The sequence below is a fragment of the Novosphingobium sp. genome, from assembly GCF_027489515.1.
In the GTDB taxonomy this organism is placed as follows: domain Bacteria; phylum Pseudomonadota; class Alphaproteobacteria; order Sphingomonadales; family Sphingomonadaceae; genus Novosphingobium.
The window spans coordinates 1-17,019 of the sequence record NZ_JAIXZS010000058.1 but is presented as its reverse complement, the minus strand read 5'-3'; the positions used below and the strand labels follow the sequence as shown (position 1 = coordinate 17,019).

The window sequence follows — 17,019 nt, the reverse complement described above, 5'->3', positions numbered from 1 at the left end:
TCACCTTCAAAACGCGTGCCCACCGCCACCCACACCGCCATCGGGGCGGCGCTCATTGTAGAGATTGATCACCGCGGCGGCGGTTTCCTCGATGGAACGGCGCGAGACGTCAATCACCGGCCAGCCATTATCCGCGAACATCCGCCGCGCATACTGCACCTCGCGCGCCACGTGCTCGCTATCGACATACGCCGTCTCGGGCGCCTGATTGAGCGAAAGCAGCCGGTTGCGCCGCACCTGGATCAGTCGTTCAGGGCTCGTCGTCAGCCCCACAACCAGCGGGCGGCGCAGGCTGAACAAGGCAGGCGGCGGGGGACTCTCGACGACGATGGGGATGTTCGCCACGCGGTAGCCACGATTGGCAAGGTAGATCGCAGTCGGCGTCTTGGACGAGCGCGAGACGCCGGCAAGCAGGATATCTGCCGCTTCCCAATCTTCCCAGGCAATGCCGTCGTCATGCGCGATGGTGAACTGGATCGCCTCGACCCGGCGAAAGTAGGCATCATCCATCGCATGCTGGCGACCCGGCCGGCCCTTGGCCGCCTGCCCGAGCTGCGCTTCGAGCGCGAGCGTCACTGCGTCGAGCGCGGGAACGCTCGGCAGACCCAACGCAGCGCAGCGGCTTTGCAGCAGCTCGCGGGTTTCGGCATTGACCATGGTGAACAGCACGAGGCCGGGATTGGCGGTGATTTCCCCCATGATCCGATCCAGATGCTGCTGCGAGCGCACCATCGGCCAGAAATGGCGTACGACATCGGCATCATCGAACTGCGCGAGCGCGGCCTTGGCGATCATTTCGAGCGTCTCACCGGTGGAATCGGAGAGAAGATGCAAGTGCAGACGCGCCATCGCCGTTCCTGACCCGCCCCGGGAAGAGGCTGTGGAGAACGCTAGGATAAACCACGGGAGGAAAGCGCCGACAAGTTTGCGTTGCAATTGTACCCCCGGCATCGGTCTTCAGGCAGCCACATTGCGAACAGGCGGGAAACTCTATCCACAGGCCGGGGACAGCGGGGAGAAGTTTCGCTTGCCCCAGCAAGCGTTCAGAGTCGCTGACACTCTTTTTTGTGGAGACGGCAGGACAATTCGGGCAGATGCATGTCGTCCCCGCTTTCCACAGGGCCAACTAACTACCTCAATCTGATTCAAAAGAATCTATAGATTTGATTTGGACCGACGCACTGATGTCTAGCCCTGCCGACAAGCCGCTTCTCGCCACCCTCAAGGGGGCCAATCTTTCCCGCCGTCCGATCTGGCTGATGCGCCAGGCGGGGCGCTACCTTCCCGAGTACCGCGAATTGCGCGCGGAAAAAGGCGGTTTCCTTGCGCTCGTCTACGATTCCGAGGCGGCTGCGGAAATCACGCTCCAACCGCTTCGCCGGTTCGGCTTTGACGGGGCGATCCTGTTTTCGGACATCCTGATCGTACCCTATGCGATGGGTCAGGATCTCCAGTTTCTTGCCGGCGAAGGCCCGGCGCTCTCGCCCCGCCTGCTCGATGCCGGTCTGGAGACGCTCAGGAGCGTGCCTGAGCGCCTTACGCCGATCTATGATACCGTGGGCCTCGTCAGCGCGGCCTTGCCGCCTGAGGCCACCATGCTGGGCTTTGCCGGCAGCCCCTGGACCATCGCGACCTACATGGTGGCGGGCGAAGGCAGCCGCGACCAGCACGAGACGCGCGCAATGGCCTATCGCGATCCGGGCGCGTTCCAGGCGATCATCGATGCGATCATCGATGTGACGGTGGAATACCTCAGTGGCCAGGTGAAGGCAGGTGCCGAAGGCCTGCAGCTGTTCGACAGCTGGGCCGGCAGCCTTGCTCCCGCCGAGTTCGAACGCTGGGTGATCGGCCCCAATGCGCGGATCACCGAGGCGATGCACAAGCTGCACCCCGACGTGCCGATCATCGGCTTCCCCAAGGGCGCGGGCGAGAAGCTGGCCGCTTATGCACAGGGCACCGGAGTCGATGCCGTGGGTGTGGATGAAACGATCGACCCGGTCTGGGCGGCAAAGACGCTGCCCGCCGGCCTGCCGGTGCAGGGCAATCTCGATCCGCTGCTTCTGCTGGCAGGCGGCCCGGCGCTGGAAGACGGGGCGCGGCGCGTGCTCGATGTGTTTGCCGACCGGCCGCATGTGTTCAACCTTGGGCACGGTATCGGACAGTTCACGCCAATCCCGCATGTCGAGCGGCTGCTCGAGGTTGTGCGCGGCTGGTCGCACTGAGACGTACCAGGGGCGGGGTGATCCGCCCCAAATCTCAAGTTCCGGACCAGCTGCGAAAGCGCTAGTCTTCGCAGAATGATGCAGGTGCTCGCGATGCTCTATCTCTGGCTCAAGGCCGGCCACGTCATATTCGTGATCTTCTGGATGGCGGGGCTGTTCATGTTGCCGCGCTTCTTCGTCTACCACCAGGAAGCGCCCGAAGGATCGCCCGAAAACGCGATCTGGATCGACCGCGAGCGCAAGCTGATGAAGATCATCATGTGGCCTTCGCTGTTCGTGGTCTGGGGCTTCGGCCTCGCGCTGGCGGTTAGCGGCGAGTGGTTCACGCAAGGCTGGTTTCACGCCAAGCTTCTGCTGGTGCTGGTGCTGAGCGCCTATCACCTGTGGCTGGCGAGCTATGCCGCAAAGCTGGCGCGAGGCGAGCGGCAGCTGACCGGGCGCCAGCTGCGCCTGCTCAACGAGATTCCGGGCGTGACCGCAGCGCTGATCGTGGTGCTGGTGATCGTGAAGCCGTTCTGATGCACGCCGTTCTTTGATTGACGCATACTGCGGCGGGGCCTAAACGCGCTCTTGCATTCCGGTTTGGCAGCGCGTTCTCGCCCTGCCCCCTTTGGTCCGCTTTCCCCAAGCCCAACGACCCTCCGGCGCGCGCGATTGCCCCTACTCGGATAATGACAAGATGCATCTCAAGGAACTCAAGAAGAAGACGCCCGCCGAACTCGTCCAGATGGCCGAGGAACTTGATGTCGAAGGCGCAAGCACGCTGCGGCGGCAGGACCTCATGTTCGCCATTCTCAAGGAAGTGGCTGAAGACGGCGAGGAAATCCTCGGCATCGGCACGATCGAAGTGCTGCCCGATGGCTTCGGCTTTCTGCGCAGCCCAGAGGCAAACTATCTGGCCGGGCCGGACGACATCTATGTCTCGCCCAACCAGGTCCGCAAATGGGGCCTGCGTACGGGCGACACCGTGGAAGGCGAGATCCGCGCACCAAAGGACGGCGAGCGCTATTTCGCGATCACGCGGCTCATCAAGGTCAACTTCGACGAGCCCGACGCTGTGCGCCACCGCGTCAATTTCGACAACCTGACGCCGCTTTACCCGAATGAGCGCCTGCGGCTCGATACGCTCGACCCGACCGTAAAGGACAAGTCGGCTCGCGTGATCGATCTCGTCAGCCCGCAGGGCAAGGGCCAGCGCGCACTGATCGTGGCGCCGCCGCGCACCGGCAAGACCGTGCTGCTGCAGAACATGGCGAAGGCGATCACCGACAACCATCCGGAAGTGTTCCTGCTGGTGCTGCTGGTCGACGAACGCCCCGAGGAAGTGACCGACATGCAGCGCAGCGTGAAGGGCGAGGTGATTTCCTCGACTTTCGACGAGCCGGCCAGCCGCCACGTGCAGGTTGCCGAAATGGTGATCGAAAAGGCCAAGCGCCTGGTGGAGCACAAGCGTGACGTTGTCATCCTGCTCGATTCGATCACCCGCCTCGGCCGCGCCTACAACACCGTGGTGCCGAGCTCGGGCAAGGTGCTGACGGGCGGTGTCGATGCCAACGCACTGCAGCGGCCGAAGCGCTTCTTCGGCGCCGCACGCAACATCGAGGAGGGCGGCTCGCTCTCGATCATCGCCACCGCACTGATCGATACCGGCAGCCGCATGGACGAAGTGATTTTCGAAGAATTCAAGGGCACTGGCAACTCGGAAATCGTGCTCGACCGCAAGGTTGCGGACAAGCGCATCTTCCCGGCGCTGGATGTGGGCAAGAGCGGCACCCGCAAGGAAGAGCTTCTCGTGCCGCAGGATCAGCTCAGCAAGATGTGGGTGCTGCGCCGCATCCTCATGCAGATGGGCACCATCGATGCGATGGAATTCCTGCTCGACAAGATGAAGAACTCGAAGACCAACGAGGACTTCTTCGCCACGATGAATCAGTAAGTGGCGAATCAGTAGGGAATCCCGGCGGCGCTCAGGTGTTCTGCAGCGCCGCCGCCATCATTTCCCAGAGCTTGTTCATGGCCTTGAGCGGCCGCACCATCACCTTGAAATCGATGATCTTTCCTTCGAGATCGAAGCGGATCAGATCGATACCGTTGACGTGGATGCCGTCCACCGTCGCAGTGAATTCGAGCAGGGCCTCGGGCCCGTCGACCAGTTCGCGGACATAGGTGAAGCCGGTATCGGCGAAGACCTGACCCGCAGCGGTGAGGTACATCAGCACCTTGGCGTGGCCTTCCTGCGGGGTGTGCACGACCGGTGAATGGAACACCGCATCGGACGCGATGAGGTCAGCCAGCAGGGCGGTGTCGCCGGTGTGCATATAGCGGTGCCAGGCGGCGAGGCCGGTGTGCATGATGTCTCTCTCCTTATCTTCTCGCAGCCTTGTCGCACGCCCGGGTGCGCCTGCCATTGATCCAGCGCAGGTTTGCGCTAGTCGTGGCGGCATGACAACTATTTCACCGGATGTGCTCATCACGGAAGGACTCGCGGCATTGCGGGCGCGGGATGCGGCGCGCGCAGCGGCACTTCTGCGAGACGCGAGTGCTTGCGCGTCACCCGAGCGGATGCCCTGGCCGGCGCTCGCACAGGCAGAGCTGGCGCTGGGTCAGCACGCTGCAGCCGAAGCTGCGCTCGACCGGCAGCTGGCGCTGACTCCGCGCGATGTGGGCGCGCTGCTCGCCAAGGGACAGCTGCGCCAGCGCGCGGGGGACGACCGCGCGGCGGTGAGCTTCTATACCACCGCACTGGCACAGGCGGCGGTCAGCGGCATTCCGCGCGGTATGGAAGGCATGGCAGCGGCGGCGCAGGCGTTCATGGGTGAGGCGCAAGGGTCGTTCCAGCGGCATCTCGATGCGGTGATGACGGGTGGGCTTTCGCCGGCGATGGAAGAAGCGCTGGGGTTGCTGCGCGGCACGCGCGAGATCGACCTGCAGCAGCCCTCGCTATTCTACTATCCCGGCCTGCCGCAGCGGCGGTTCTACGATCCGGCGGAGTTCAGCTGGATGGAGGGCGTACTCGATCTGCTGCCCGCGATGCAGGCTGAGCTTGCTGCGGTCATGGCCGAAGAGGCGGAGGACACCTTCGCGCCCTATGTGACGGCATCGGAGGACCGGCCGGCGCCCAACAATCCCCTGCTGGGAGATCCGGCATGGGGCGCGTTCTACTTTTGGAAGGATGGCGCTGCGGTTGCGGCAAACGCGGCTCGCTGCCCCGCGACCATGGCAGCGCTCGCGCTTGCGCCAATGCCGATCATCCCCGGACGCGCGCCGAATGCGCTGTGGTCACGGCTGAAGCCTGGCACGCACATCGCACCGCATACGGGTATGCTCAACACCCGCCTGATCTGCCACGTGCCGATCCGCACGGCGTTCGGCTGCACGCTGCGGGTGGGTAGCGAGACGCGCACTTGGGAGCCGGGTGTGCCGCTGATCTTCGACGATTCGATGGAGCACGAGGCGCGCAACGCCGGGCCCGAGACGCGCACCGTGCTGCTGTTCGAGATCTGGCGGCCCGAAGTGCCCGAGGAAGACCGCGCCGCGATAGCCCGCTTGCTCGAAGGCATTGCGGGCTACGACGGGACAGCGGCCTGAGCCGGACTCAGGTGAGGTGGGCCTTGAAGAAGTCGCGCGTGCGCTGATCCGCAAGCTCGGCGCCCGCCACATCGCGGCGCGCGCCCATTTCAGCGGCGAATCCGTGATCGAGGCCGACGTAATCGTGCAGCACCACCTTGGGATGGGCGTCGAGCGCGGTGTGGATCGCGGCCTGCGCTTCGGGGCCGACGAAGTGGTCGGCGGTCGGGATATGCAGCATCAGCGGGTTGGCGATGGCGTGCGCTTCGTTCAGCATCTGGTCGATCATCACGCCATAATAGCCGACTGAAGCGTCGATATCGGTGCGCGCCGCGGCCATGTAGGCCATCCGCCCGCCGAGGCAGAAGCCGACGAGGCCGACCTTGTCGACTGCCTGCACGTGGCGGAGCCAGCGGATCGCAGCTTCGATATCCTGCACGCCGAGGTTGGCATCAAACTGCCCGAAATAGCCGAGCGCGGTCTGGAATTCCTCGGGCACATCCGGGTCGAGCTCAACCCCGGGCGCGAAGCGCCAGAAGACATCGGGGGCGAGCGCGACATAGCCGAGCGCAGCCCAGTCTTCGCACTTCTTGCGGATTCCGGCATTCACGCCGAAGATCTCCGGGATGACGATGATGGCGGCTTCGGTCTGTTCCTCGGGGGTGGCGATGTAGACCGGAAACTCGTTGTCGCCATCAAGGGTGGGAATCGTCGTCATCTCGCCCATGGTGCTGGTCCTTGTGTTGTTGCGGTTGGTCGATGCGCTGTTTGGCTGGCAGCGTGGACTTTGCCAAGCGTGCATGACAGTGTTGAGGCCAACCATCGAGAAGGGTGCCGCCATGAAAGTCAATGTCGAGGTGGAATGCACGCCGGAAGAGGCGCGCCGCTTCCTGGGTCTGCCGGATGTGACGCGCGCGAATGACGTCTATGTCGATGCAATTGCCAAGGCGATGCAGGGCATGAACAGCGTGGATCAGCTGCAGGGCTTCGCCAAGCAGATCGCGCCGATGGGCGAGATGGGACTCAAGCTGTTCCAGCAGTTTGTCGAGCAGGGTGCAGGCGCGGCCATGGCCGGGTTCAAGGCGGGCGCTGCCGGGGGCGACAAGCCCAAGACCTGAGCGATCGATCCCTGCCAGTGACTGACACAATTTTTGCGCTTTCGTCGGGCGCGCCTCCGGCTGCGATTGCAGTGATCCGCGTGAGTGGTCCGCAGGCCAGCACTGCGCTGGAGGCGTTAGCCGGCACGCGCCCGCCGCCGCGCCGGGCTGTACTGGCGGTGCTTCGCGACCAGGCCGGGGACACGCTCGACCGGGCGGTCGCGCTCTGGTTGCCTGGGCCGGGCACCGCAACGGGTGAGGACAGCGCCGAACTGCATCTTCATGGCGGTCGTGCGGTTGTGGCAGCGGTCGAAGCCGCGCTCAGTGCGTTGCCAGGTCTACGCCGCGCCGAGCCGGGCGAGTTCACGCGCCGGGCCTTTGCCAACGGCCGCTTCGATCTCGCCGAAGCGGAGGGACTGGCGGACCTGCTTTCTGCCGAGACCGAGCTGCAGCGGCGCAGCGCGCTCGCCATGGCAGGCGGTGCGCTATCGCGGGAGGTGGGGGATTGGCGCGGGAGGGTGCTGGCGCTTTCAGCCGCACTCGAGGCGGGACTCGATTTTGCGGGCGATGACGATATCGATGATGACGGTGCCATGCCGCAAGGCATCGTGCAGAGCTGCGCGGCCCTCGCCGACGAGCTTGGGGTCTGGTTGGCCCGGCCACGGGCGGAGCCGCTGCGCGAGGGTTTCCGGGTCGTCCTCGCCGGGCCGCCAAATGCGGGAAAGTCCACGCTGTTCAATGCTTTGGTCGAGGATGAGGCGGCGATCACGGCCGCCGAGCCCGGCACGACCCGCGACGTCCTCGTGCGCGGGGTTGCCATTGGGGGAGTGCCGTTCGCGTTCGTCGATACCGCGGGCTTACGAGACGAGGGCGCCGGAACCATCGAGCAGATCGGGATTGCCCGTGCCCGTGCCGAGGCCGAGCGCGCCGATCTCGTGCTGTGGTTGGGGCCGGAGGGCGCAGGGCCAGACCATCCGTCCGTGTGGGAGATTGCTGCGCAATGCGACCGGGCGGATGTACCTGCGAAGCGTCATGCCCGGTTCCGCGTTTCCGCGCTGACCGGGGAGGGGCTCGACGCGCTGCGCGATGGACTGGTCGACCACGCCCGGCTGTCGCTCCCCCGGCCAGGTGCACTCGCGCTCAATGGCCGGCAGCACGCGCTGCTCTCCGAAGTCGCTGTGGCGGCGCGTGACGCGGCGCGGTGCAGCGATCCGCTTCTGGCGGCGGAGAACCTGAGGCTGGCGCGGGTGGCACTCGATCGGTTGGTCGGGCGCGCCGGGACCGAGGACATGCTTGACGCGCTGTTCGGGCGGTTCTGCATCGGCAAATGATGTTCCACGTGAAACACTGACGCTGACACTAACACTGACCTTGGCCTTGGCCTGGTGACTTTGACGCGGCCGCGCGAATCGCATATCGCGGGCGCCATGCAGCAGTTCGACATCATCGTGGTCGGCGGCGGTCACGCCGGCGTCGAGGCGGCGGCAGTCGCCGCGCGCATGGGTGCGCGCACGGCCCTGGTGAGTTTCGATCCGGCCGCGATCGGGGCAATGTCGTGCAATCCCGCGATTGGCGGACTGGGCAAGGGTCATCTCGTGCGTGAGGTTGATGCCTTCGACGGACTGATCGGCCGTGCGGCAGACGAGGCCGCAATTCATTACCGGATGCTCAATCGAAGCAAGGGTTCTGCGGTGCAGGGCCCGAGGGTGCAGGCCGACCGCCAGCTGTTTCGTGCCGCGATCCAACGCATGGTGGCTGCGCAGGATGGGCTGACGGTTGTGGCGGGCGAGGCCGCAGCGCTGCGCCTTGCAGGCGGGGCAGTGTGCGGCGTGGATATGGCAGATGGCACGGCGCTGGTAGCGCAAGCGGTGGTGCTTTGTACCGGTACGTTCCTTGGCGGACGCCTGTTCCGCGGCGAGGAGCGGATGGAAGGTGGCCGCATTGGCGAGCAGGCAGCGCACCGCCTTGCGCAGCAACTGCGCGGGGCAGGGCTGCCGATGGCACGCCTCAAGACGGGGACGCCGCCACGGCTCGATGGCCGCACCATCGACTGGTCGCGACTGCCGGTGCAGCCAAGCGATGCCGAGCATTGGACGATGTCGCCGCTGACCGGGGTGCGCCAGCAGCCGCAGGTGTTCTGCGCAATTGCCCGAACCAACGCACGAACCCATGACGCCATTCGCGCCGGGCTCGATCGGTCGCCCTTGTTCAGCGGTGCGATCGACGCGCAGGGTCCGCGCTACTGTCCCTCGATCGAGGACAAGATCCACCGCTTCGGGGATCGCGATGGCCATCAGGTTTTCCTCGAACCCGAGGGCCTCGACACCCATGTGATCTACCCCAATGGCGTCTCGACATCATTGCCGACCGATGTGCAGGTCGCGATGATGCGTTCAATGGATGGGCTGGAAGCGGTCGAGATTCTCGCGCCCGGTTACGCGGTCGAGTATGACCACATTGATCCGCGCGCGCTGCGGCGCAGTCTGGAACTGCGGGCAATGCCGGGGCTTTATTGCGCCGGGCAGATCAATGGCACGACGGGGTATGAGGAAGCAGCGGCACAGGGACTGGTTGCCGGGATGCATGCAGCCGCGGCGGTGCTGGGGCGAGGTGCACCCGCGCTCGATCGGGCTTCGAGCTACATGGCGGTCATGATCGACGACCTCACGCTGCACGGGGTCTCGGAGCCTTACCGGATGCTGACCGCGCGAGCGGAGTACCGACTGCGGCTGCGGGCAAACAACGCCGGCACGCGGTTGACGCCGCTGGGGATCGCTGCCGGTTGCATCGGCCCCGAGCGTGCGGCGTGGTTTGCGTCACGCGAGGAGCACCGAAGGCTGCTCGCGGCGAAGTTGGAGCAGGCCGTTCTGCCGAGCGAGCTCAACGCGCGTGGCGTCATGGTGCGCGGCGATGGGGTGCGGCGGTCGCTGTCCGAGTGGCTTCGGTTTCCGGAAGTGACGATGGAGGCTTTGGCGTCGTGGTTGGGTGATACCATGCCGGATGCCGATCTCGGCGAGGAGATGACGGAGGACGCCGCTTATGCGCCTTATCTCGTGCGGCAGGAGGCGGAGCTGAGGCAGCTTCGGGCCAGCGATGGCGTGCCGCTGGGTGATCACTTTCCCTATGGCGAGGTACCAGGACTTTCGCGCGAGATGGTTGAGCGGCTTGAGCAGGCGCGGCCTGACACGCTGGCGGCGGCAGGGCGCGTGCCCGGGATTACTCCGGCCGCTCTGGCCACCCTGTTGGTGGCGGCGCGGCGCCGCGTGGCGGCATGAGCATGTCGGCGGAGACCGAGGCGCAGCGTTGGCTGGCGGAGCGGCATGGTGATGCGATGGCGCGGCTGGAGACGCTGGTTTCTGCTTTGCGGGCGGAGAATGTCCGCCAGAACCTTGTTTCGCGGCCATCGCTCGAATCGGTCTGGCAACGGCACATTCTCGATAGCGCTCAGTTGCTTCATGTTTCACGTGCAATAGTGCCGGCCGGTCCCTGGCTCGATCTGGGGAGCGGGGCAGGCTTTCCCGGCCTGGTGATCGCAGCGCTACAGCCGGAGCGGATGGTGACGCTGGTGGATTCGCGGCGGTTGCGGACCGAGTGGCTCGAGCGTGCGGCTGCGGAGATGGGCTTGGCCAATGTCGAAGTCGTGCTCTCGCGCGTCGAGGATCTGGCAGACCGGACGTGGGCCGTGATCTCCGCGCGGGCGTTTGCGCCGTTGGATCGGTTGCTGGACATGGCAGCGCGCTTTTCCACACCGGAAACTTTGTGGCTGTTGCCGAAAGGGGCCAAGGCGCAGCATGAGCTGGAAACGCTTGGTGCCGATTGGAATCGCGTGTTTCACGTGGAACAGTCGTTGACCGATTCATCGGCCGGCATCATCCTTGGCCATCTGCACGGGCGAACGGGCAGGAACGCATCACGCAAGCGAGGTTCAGGTCGATGATCACGATAGCCGTCGCGAACCAGAAGGGCGGGGTGGGCAAGACCACCACAGCGATCAACATTGCCACGGCGCTGGCCGCGACCGGATGGAAGGTGCTGCTGATCGATCTCGATCCACAGGGCAATGCCTCGACCGGGATCGGCGTATCAGCGGCGGAGCGTGAGCGCTCGTCGTATGATCTGCTGATCGAACAGGCGAGCGTGGCTTCGTGCATGATCCCGACGCGGATTCCGGGGCTGGATCTGATCCCGGCAACCGTGGACCTGTCGGGCGCCGAGGTGGAGCTCGTCAGTGCAACCGACCGCACCGGTAAGCTGCGCGCGGCTCTGGCCGAGGATGCCGGACATGAGATATGCCTGATCGATTGCCCGCCCTCGCTGGGCCTGCTCACGCTCAATGCGATGACGGCGGCCAATTCGCTGCTGGTGCCGCTACAGTGCGAGTTCTTCGCGCTGGAGGGACTGAGCCAGCTGCTGCAGACTGTCGAGCGGGTGCAGGACCGCTTCAACCCTGATCTCGGCATCCTGGGCATCGTGCTGACCATGTATGACCGGCGCAATCGGTTGACTGACCAGGTGGCGGACGACGTGCGCTCGTGCCTGCATGGTCTGGTGTTCGAATCGGTGATCCCGCGCAATGTCCGGCTTTCCGAAGCGCCGAGCCATGGGCTTCCGGCGCTGATCTACGATCACGCCTGCGCCGGATCGCAGGCCTACATGAAGCTGGCGCGCGAGTTGATCGGTCGCCTGCCGGAGCGGAGGAAAGCAGCATGAGCGGGGAAGCGGAAGGCACCGGCGCGGCTGGGAACCTTGGCGTCAAGGCAGCCAAGCGGCCTGCGCTGGGCCGGGGGCTGGGCGCGCTGCTGGGTGAGACGCGGCGCGAGGAAGCGGTTTCGCGGATTTCGGTCTCGGCGCCGGGTGAGCAGGTGGTCAGCGGGCTGGCTTCGCTCTCGGTGGCCTCGATCGAGCCGCATCCGGAGCAGCCGCGGCGGCACTTCGACGAGGATGCGCTGGAAGAGCTGGCGCGCTCGATCGCGGCGCGCGGGGTGATCCAGCCGGTCGTGGTGCGGCCCATGGGTGGCGGGCGCTATCAGCTGGTTGCCGGCGAGCGGCGCTGGCGCGCGGCGCAGCGCGCACGCGTGCACGAGATTCCGGCGATCGTCCGTCAGCTGGATGACCGCGAAGTCACCGCGCTGGCGCTGATCGAGAACCTCCAGCGCGAGGACCTCAACCCGATCGAGGAAGCGCGTGCCTATCAGCGGCTTTCCGAGCAGGACGGGCTGACGCAGCAGGAGATTGCCACGTTCGTCGACAAGTCGCGCAGCCATGTCGCGAATCTGATGCGGCTGCTGGTGCTGCCGGGCGAAGTGCTCGACATGGTCGAGCGCGCGCAGCTATCGATGGGGCATGCGCGCGCGCTGGCGGTGCTGCCCGATCCGGTTCCCCTGGCGCGCGAGACAGTCGCCAAGGGTCATTCGGTGCGCGATGTGGAGCGGCTGGCCAAGCGTGCGATGCGCCCGGATGCGGCGCCGCGGCGGGCACGGGCAGGGCGCGATCCGGCAAGCTCTGCCGACATTGCGGCGGTGCAAGCGCATCTCGAGGAGTTCCTCGGGCTCAAGGTGACGATTCAGGCCGATGCCGACCCGAGGACGGGTTCGGTGACGATCCGCTACAAGACGCTCGATCAGCTCGACCTGATCTGCCAGCGGCTGACGGGCGGGGCGATCTGAAGGCCGCATAGCCTGCCCTCAAGGACTAGTTAACCGGTCGATTAATTTCGATTGACCGGAGCGGACGGGTTTGCCTATCTTTCAGAGCAATAAGAGACCCGAAACCGGAGAGCCTGCCATGTCGCTCGATCTGATTCCCCGCTCCGCCTATACGCCCGACCACGAGGCGTTCCGCCAGACGGTGCGGCGCTACCTCGAAACCGAAATTGCGCCGCACGCCAACGAGTGGGCTGAGGCGGGCATCGTGCCCAAGTCGATCTGGCCCAAGGCGGGCGAACTCGGCATGCTGTGCCCGACCGTACCCGAGGAATACGGCGGCCTCGGCCTCGACTTCGGATACAACGCCATCGTCGATGAAGAGAGCGCCTATTACGGCCGTGTCGCCACGGGTTTCTCGCTGCAATCCGACATCGTGGTGAACTACCTCGTTTCGTATGGCTCGGAAGAGCAGAAGCGCAAGTGGCTGCCCAAGATGGTCTCGGGCGAGGTGGTCACGGCCATCGCGATGACCGAGCCGGGCACCGGTTCCGACCTTCAGGGCATGCGCACGAGCGCCAAGAAGGACGGCAACCACTACGTCATCAACGGGTCCAAGACCTACATCACCAACGGCCAGAACGCCGACCTGATCCTCGTGTGCTGCAAGACCGACACCGAGGTCCAGCCGGCGTGGAAGGGCGTCTCGATCGTGCTGGTCGAGGCGGACCGCGAAGGCTTCAAGCGCGGGCGCAACCTCGACAAGATCGGCCAGGACGAAGCCGATACCTCGGAGCTGTTCTTCGAGGATGTGCGCGTGCCGATCACCAACTGCCTCGGGGAAGAGGGCAAGGGCTTCATCTACCTGATGAGCGAGCTACCGCAGGAGCGCCTTTCGATTGCGGTGAGCGCACAGGCTTCGGCGCAGAAGGCGTTTGACGACACCGTGGAATTCACGCGTGAGCGCAAGGCGTTCGGCAAGCCGATCCTCGATTTCCAGAACACCCGCTTCACGCTGGCGGACCTCAAGGCCAAGCTGCAGGTGGGTTGGGCGCACCTCGACTGGGCGCTGGCCCGCCACCTCAAGCGCGAGCTGACCGCCGAGGAAGGCGCGGCGGCCAAGCTGTGGCATACCGAACTGCAGTGGGAAATCATGGACAAGTGCCTCCAGCTCCACGGCGGCGCCGGCTACATGAACGAATACGCGATTGCCCGCGCCTGGCGCGGTGCGCGCGTGACGCGCATTTTCGGCGGCACGAACGAGATCATGAAGGAACTGATTGGCCGTAAACTCTAGGATTTGCCGCAGGGCGGGCTGCGGAAGCCAGCCATTCTCGCTCCACCCTCAGCCAGATCCGGAGTAAGTCTGGCTCCAACGAAAAACCCCGCCGGGCGACCGGCGGGGTTTTCTGTGTGACTTGTTCCCGGCGCTGCTGGTTCAGCTGCCGACGTAGACCCGCTTTTCCTTGACACGCTTGGTGTGCACCGGGCGGTAGACCACCTTGCGCGCACGTTCGCGGACATAGGTGACCGTGGTAGTGCGGGTTTCGGTGCAGGGGGCGGGGTTCTGGCAGCAGCCATTCTGCATGGTCATCACCGGGACCATGACATAGCCGTAGGGCGCGTAGCCATAGGCCGGATAGCCCCCGGGATAGCCACCTTGGGGACCATAAGGAAACACGCCGGGATAGGGCTGTTGCGGCGCATAGCTGCTGAAGAATTCCTCGCACTCGCGTTGGCGATTCTTGTCGATCGACTTGCCGATCGCACTGCCCGCCGCTGCGCCGACAGCAGCGCCGGCCACGGTGCCGAGGACGCGGTTGCCTGACGCGATCCGATTGCCGACCACGCCGCCAAGCAACCCGCCGACGACCGCGCCTGTCGTGCCGCTATGGCGCCGTTCGACACCCTGACACTTGTCGAGCATTTCGCGGTAGCGGGGATCGGCTTCGGGCGGCGGATAGACGCCGGGCTGGGGATAGCTGCCCGGCGGAGGGGCATAGGTACCGGGCGCCCCGCCCGGTGGCGGTGCATAAGTTCCCTGCCATGTGCCCTGCCATGTCCCTTGATAGGCGCCCGGATAGCCCGAGGCCCACGCGCCCTGCGGCGCTGACGGCGGCGCCTGGTCCTGCGCATACGCCGGCGCTGCGAGCGAAGCGGCAACACCGACAATCAGAAGGGCACGGATACGTTTCGCCATGGTGATCCCCTGCACGGGCCGGATACGCGGGACTGCCGCGCACTACTCCGGTCTTAACGCGCTGTTTAGCATCGCAAGCCGCAGCCGACCAAGGCTTGTGGCGTGCCTGTACCGAAACGGGGCACTGCTGGCGGCGCTGCGTGCCCGAGAGATCAAATCCGCTCGGCGAGAACCTTGGCGAGGGTTTCGATTCCGGCGGCGTCCTCGGAGTCAAAGCGGGCTGGAAGCGGGCTGTCGAGATCGATGACCGCGATCACCGCGCCTTCGCGGACAACGGGCACGACCAGTTCGGACCGGCTGGCGGCATCGCAGGCGATATGGCCGGGAAAGGCATGAACGTCGGGCACGAGCTGGGTTTCCCCGCTGGCGGCAGCCGTGCCGCAGACGCCCTGACCCAGCGCGATGCGGATGCAGGCGGGCTTGCCAACGAAGGGGCCGAGCACGAGTTCGCCGCCGACCATGCGGTAGAAGCCTGCCCAGTTGAGATCCGGCAGGAACTGGCCAAGGAGCGCGGCGCAATTGGCCATGTTGGCAACCCCATCGGGCTCATCATGGGTGATCGCGCGTGCCGCATCGATCAGATCGGCATAGAGCGCGGGCTTGGTCTGGCCGGGAGTGGGGGTAAAATCGTACATGGCGGGAACTTAGCAGGCTGCGGAGCGTACCGCGAGGACCATTGCGGGACTGCGGTGCGGCTTCTAGACAGGGAACCATGTTGACCATTCGCAAGGCCCTGACCGGGCTCATCATCGTCCTTGTCATCCTTGGCCTCGGCGCCTTCTGGCTGCTGCGTGGCGATACCGCGCAGCTCGCGCTGGAGAAGACCACCGGGCCGAAGCCCGAGCTGGCCGAAGCCGCGCCGCAATGGTTTCCCACGATCGGCATCGCCAAGCCCGTCGGCTGGGCGGCGGGCGAGACACCGGTGGCTGCGGAAGGGCTGGTCGTGACCCGCTTTGCCGACAAGCTCGATCACCCGCGCACCCTCACCGTGCTGCCCAATGGCGATGTGCTCGCAGCCGAAACCAACGGCCCGCCGCAGCGCGGCCCGGGCGGCATCACCGGCCTTGTGATGGGCTATCTGTTTTCGGCCGCGGGTGCGGGCGAGGCTTCGCCCAACAAGATCGTGGTGCTGCGCGACAGCAATGGCGACGGCACGGCTGACCAGCGCTTCGTGATGAGCAATCCCGGGCTGAGTTCCCCCTTCGGCATGGTGGTGCGCGAAGGTCGGCTCTATGTCGGCAACCACGATGCGGTGGTTTCGTGGCCCTTCACGCCGGGCCAGACCACGCTCGAGGGCAAGCCGGAAAAGCTGATGGATCTGCCCGGCGGCGGCAACCACTGGGCGCGCAATCTGGTGCTGAGCCCGGATGGCAAGCTGCTCTATGTCACCGTCGGCTCGGCCTCGAACATCGCGGAGAACGGCCTCGACAAGGAAAAGGGCCGCGCCGCGATCTATGAGTATGATTTCGACCGCAAGAGCTCGCGCACTTACGCCGAGGGCTTGCGCAATCCCAACGGCCTCGACTGGAATCCGCGCAGCGGCGAGCTGTGGACGACGGTGAACGAGCGCGACATGCTGGGCTCGGACCTCGTGCCGGATTACCTCACCAACGTACCGCTGGGCGCACAATACGGCTGGCCGTGGGTCTACTGGAAGAAGAACATCGACTGGCGCGTGACCGATCCGATGCCGCGCGACATGTTCTCCTATGTGCGCAAGCCGGAGTATGGCCTTGGCTCGCATGTCGCGCCGCTTGGTCTGGCTTTCGCGCGCGGGGGCAATCTGATGGGCGAGCGTTTCGCCAGCGGCGCCTTTGTCGCGCGGCACGGGTCGTGGAATCGCAAGCCGCTTTCAGGCTATGACGTGGTCTTCGTGGCGTTCGACAACAACGGCAATGCGTTGCCGAGGCCCCCGGTGCCGGTGCTGAGCGGGTTCCTCACCAAGGACAACAACACGCATGGTCGGCCGACCTGGGTCGCCTTTGCCAAGGATGGCGCGCTGCTGGTGAGCGATGATACCGGCGGGGTGATCTGGCGGGTGACCGCGCCGGGTGCGAAACCCGCCGCGGAGATCACGCCGATCCCGGGAACGCCGATGCCACCGGCTCCGAAGCCGGGCACCAAGTTCATCGTCAAGCCCGCGACCGATTCGGATCTGACGAAGGCGCAGAACTAGAGCGTCCTGCGGAAAATCTGAATCGTGGGATTCCCATTGTTTGTGATTTGTGATTCACCCTCATTGGAGGTGGATCATGGGCAAAGCACATTCGGCTGATCTTCGGGTTCGGGTT

At 65.4% G+C, this 17,019-nt stretch carries 17 protein-coding genes; 12 read left to right on the top strand and 5 right to left on the bottom strand.

Going from position 1 to position 17,019, the window contains the following annotated elements; genetic code table 11:
- Window positions 1–6 precede the first annotated feature (6 nt).
- On the bottom strand, window positions 7–849 hold the full coding sequence (locus tag Q0082_RS09980) for a pyruvate, water dikinase regulatory protein (protein ID WP_298192065.1): 843 nt from the start codon (window positions 847–849) through the stop codon (window positions 7–9).
- 335 nt (window positions 850–1,184) lie between these two features.
- On the opposite strand from Q0082_RS09980, the gene hemE reads away from it, so the two are divergent.
- The 3 genes from hemE (at window position 1,185) to rho (ending at window position 4,158) form a co-directional block, all read left to right on the top strand.
- The gene (gene hemE / locus Q0082_RS09975) at window positions 1,185–2,222 is read left to right on the top strand and encodes a uroporphyrinogen decarboxylase (RefSeq protein WP_298192063.1); all 1,038 of its coding nucleotides are present in this window, start codon (window positions 1,185–1,187) and stop codon (window positions 2,220–2,222) included.
- Between the two features lie 75 nt (window positions 2,223–2,297).
- Window positions 2,298–2,741 (top strand): CopD family protein, encoded by a 444-nt coding sequence (locus Q0082_RS09970; RefSeq protein WP_298192061.1) that lies wholly within the window; start codon window positions 2,298–2,300, stop codon window positions 2,739–2,741.
- A gap of 160 nt (window positions 2,742–2,901) precedes the next feature.
- Window positions 2,902–4,158: a transcription termination factor Rho gene (gene rho / locus Q0082_RS09965; RefSeq protein ID WP_292939583.1), complete on the top strand. Its 1,257-nt coding sequence runs from the start codon at window positions 2,902–2,904 to the stop codon at window positions 4,156–4,158.
- Window positions 4,159–4,189: 31 nt separating this feature from the next.
- Here the strand turns inward: rho and Q0082_RS09960 are convergent, their stop codons facing one another.
- On the bottom strand, window positions 4,190–4,573 hold the full coding sequence (locus Q0082_RS09960) for a nuclear transport factor 2 family protein (RefSeq protein ID WP_298192059.1): 384 nt from the start codon (window positions 4,571–4,573) through the stop codon (window positions 4,190–4,192).
- A 91-nt stretch (window positions 4,574–4,664) separates the two neighbouring features.
- Here Q0082_RS09960 and Q0082_RS09955 point away from each other — a divergent pair, with 91 nt between their 5' ends.
- The gene (locus tag Q0082_RS09955) at window positions 4,665–5,810 is read left to right on the top strand and encodes an aspartyl/asparaginyl beta-hydroxylase domain-containing protein (RefSeq protein WP_298192057.1); all 1,146 of its coding nucleotides are present in this window, start codon (window positions 4,665–4,667) and stop codon (window positions 5,808–5,810) included.
- Window positions 5,811–5,817: 7 nt separating this feature from the next.
- Here the strand turns inward: Q0082_RS09955 and Q0082_RS09950 are convergent, their stop codons facing one another.
- Window positions 5,818–6,516 (bottom strand): dienelactone hydrolase family protein, encoded by a 699-nt coding sequence (locus Q0082_RS09950; RefSeq protein ID WP_298192055.1) that lies wholly within the window; start codon window positions 6,514–6,516, stop codon window positions 5,818–5,820.
- A 112-nt stretch (window positions 6,517–6,628) separates the two neighbouring features.
- Here Q0082_RS09950 and Q0082_RS09945 point away from each other — a divergent pair, with 112 nt between their 5' ends.
- The 7 genes from Q0082_RS09945 (at window position 6,629) to Q0082_RS09915 (ending at window position 13,825) form a co-directional block, all read left to right on the top strand.
- Window positions 6,629–6,907: a DUF6489 family protein gene (locus tag Q0082_RS09945; RefSeq protein ID WP_298192196.1), complete on the top strand. Its 279-nt coding sequence runs from the start codon at window positions 6,629–6,631 to the stop codon at window positions 6,905–6,907.
- A gap of 17 nt (window positions 6,908–6,924) precedes the next feature.
- Window positions 6,925–8,217, top strand: coding sequence for a tRNA uridine-5-carboxymethylaminomethyl(34) synthesis GTPase MnmE (gene mnmE / locus Q0082_RS09940; RefSeq protein ID WP_298192053.1), 1,293 nt, complete (start codon window positions 6,925–6,927; stop codon window positions 8,215–8,217).
- Window positions 8,218–8,313: 96 nt separating this feature from the next.
- Complete coding sequence (gene mnmG / locus Q0082_RS09935; RefSeq protein ID WP_298192051.1) at window positions 8,314–10,161, top strand: tRNA uridine-5-carboxymethylaminomethyl(34) synthesis enzyme MnmG; 1,848 nt, start codon at window positions 8,314–8,316, stop codon at window positions 10,159–10,161.
- A 2-nt stretch (window positions 10,162–10,163) separates the two neighbouring features.
- Complete coding sequence (gene rsmG / locus Q0082_RS09930; RefSeq protein ID WP_298192049.1) at window positions 10,164–10,823, top strand: 16S rRNA (guanine(527)-N(7))-methyltransferase RsmG; 660 nt, start codon at window positions 10,164–10,166, stop codon at window positions 10,821–10,823.
- Window positions 10,820–11,596 carry an AAA family ATPase gene (locus Q0082_RS09925; protein WP_298192048.1) on the top strand — a complete coding sequence of 259 codons (777 nt, stop codon included), beginning with the start codon at window positions 10,820–10,822 and terminating at the stop codon, window positions 11,594–11,596. The genes rsmG and Q0082_RS09925 overlap by 4 nt, the downstream gene beginning before the upstream one ends.
- Window positions 11,593–12,552, top strand: a complete 960-nt coding sequence (locus tag Q0082_RS09920; RefSeq protein ID WP_298192046.1) for a ParB/RepB/Spo0J family partition protein — start codon at window positions 11,593–11,595, stop codon at window positions 12,550–12,552. The genes Q0082_RS09925 and Q0082_RS09920 overlap by 4 nt, the downstream gene beginning before the upstream one ends.
- 118 nt (window positions 12,553–12,670) lie before the next feature.
- Complete coding sequence (locus Q0082_RS09915; protein ID WP_298192045.1) at window positions 12,671–13,825, top strand: acyl-CoA dehydrogenase family protein; 1,155 nt, start codon at window positions 12,671–12,673, stop codon at window positions 13,823–13,825.
- 141 nt (window positions 13,826–13,966) lie between these two features.
- Here Q0082_RS09915 and Q0082_RS09910 read toward each other — a convergent pair whose 3' ends face one another.
- The gene (locus Q0082_RS09910) at window positions 13,967–14,728 is read right to left on the bottom strand and encodes a glycine zipper 2TM domain-containing protein (protein ID WP_298192043.1); all 762 of its coding nucleotides are present in this window, start codon (window positions 14,726–14,728) and stop codon (window positions 13,967–13,969) included.
- Window positions 14,729–14,880: 152 nt separating this feature from the next.
- A complete protein-coding gene (locus Q0082_RS09905; RefSeq protein ID WP_298192041.1) occupies window positions 14,881–15,363 on the bottom strand; it encodes a GAF domain-containing protein in 483 nt (160 codons plus the stop codon).
- Window positions 15,364–15,440: 77 nt separating this feature from the next.
- Here Q0082_RS09905 and Q0082_RS09900 point away from each other — a divergent pair, with 77 nt between their 5' ends.
- Window positions 15,441–16,904 carry a sorbosone dehydrogenase family protein gene (locus tag Q0082_RS09900; RefSeq protein ID WP_298192032.1) on the top strand — a complete coding sequence of 488 codons (1,464 nt, stop codon included), beginning with the start codon at window positions 15,441–15,443 and terminating at the stop codon, window positions 16,902–16,904.
- The last annotated feature ends 115 nt before the right edge of the window (window positions 16,905–17,019 follow it).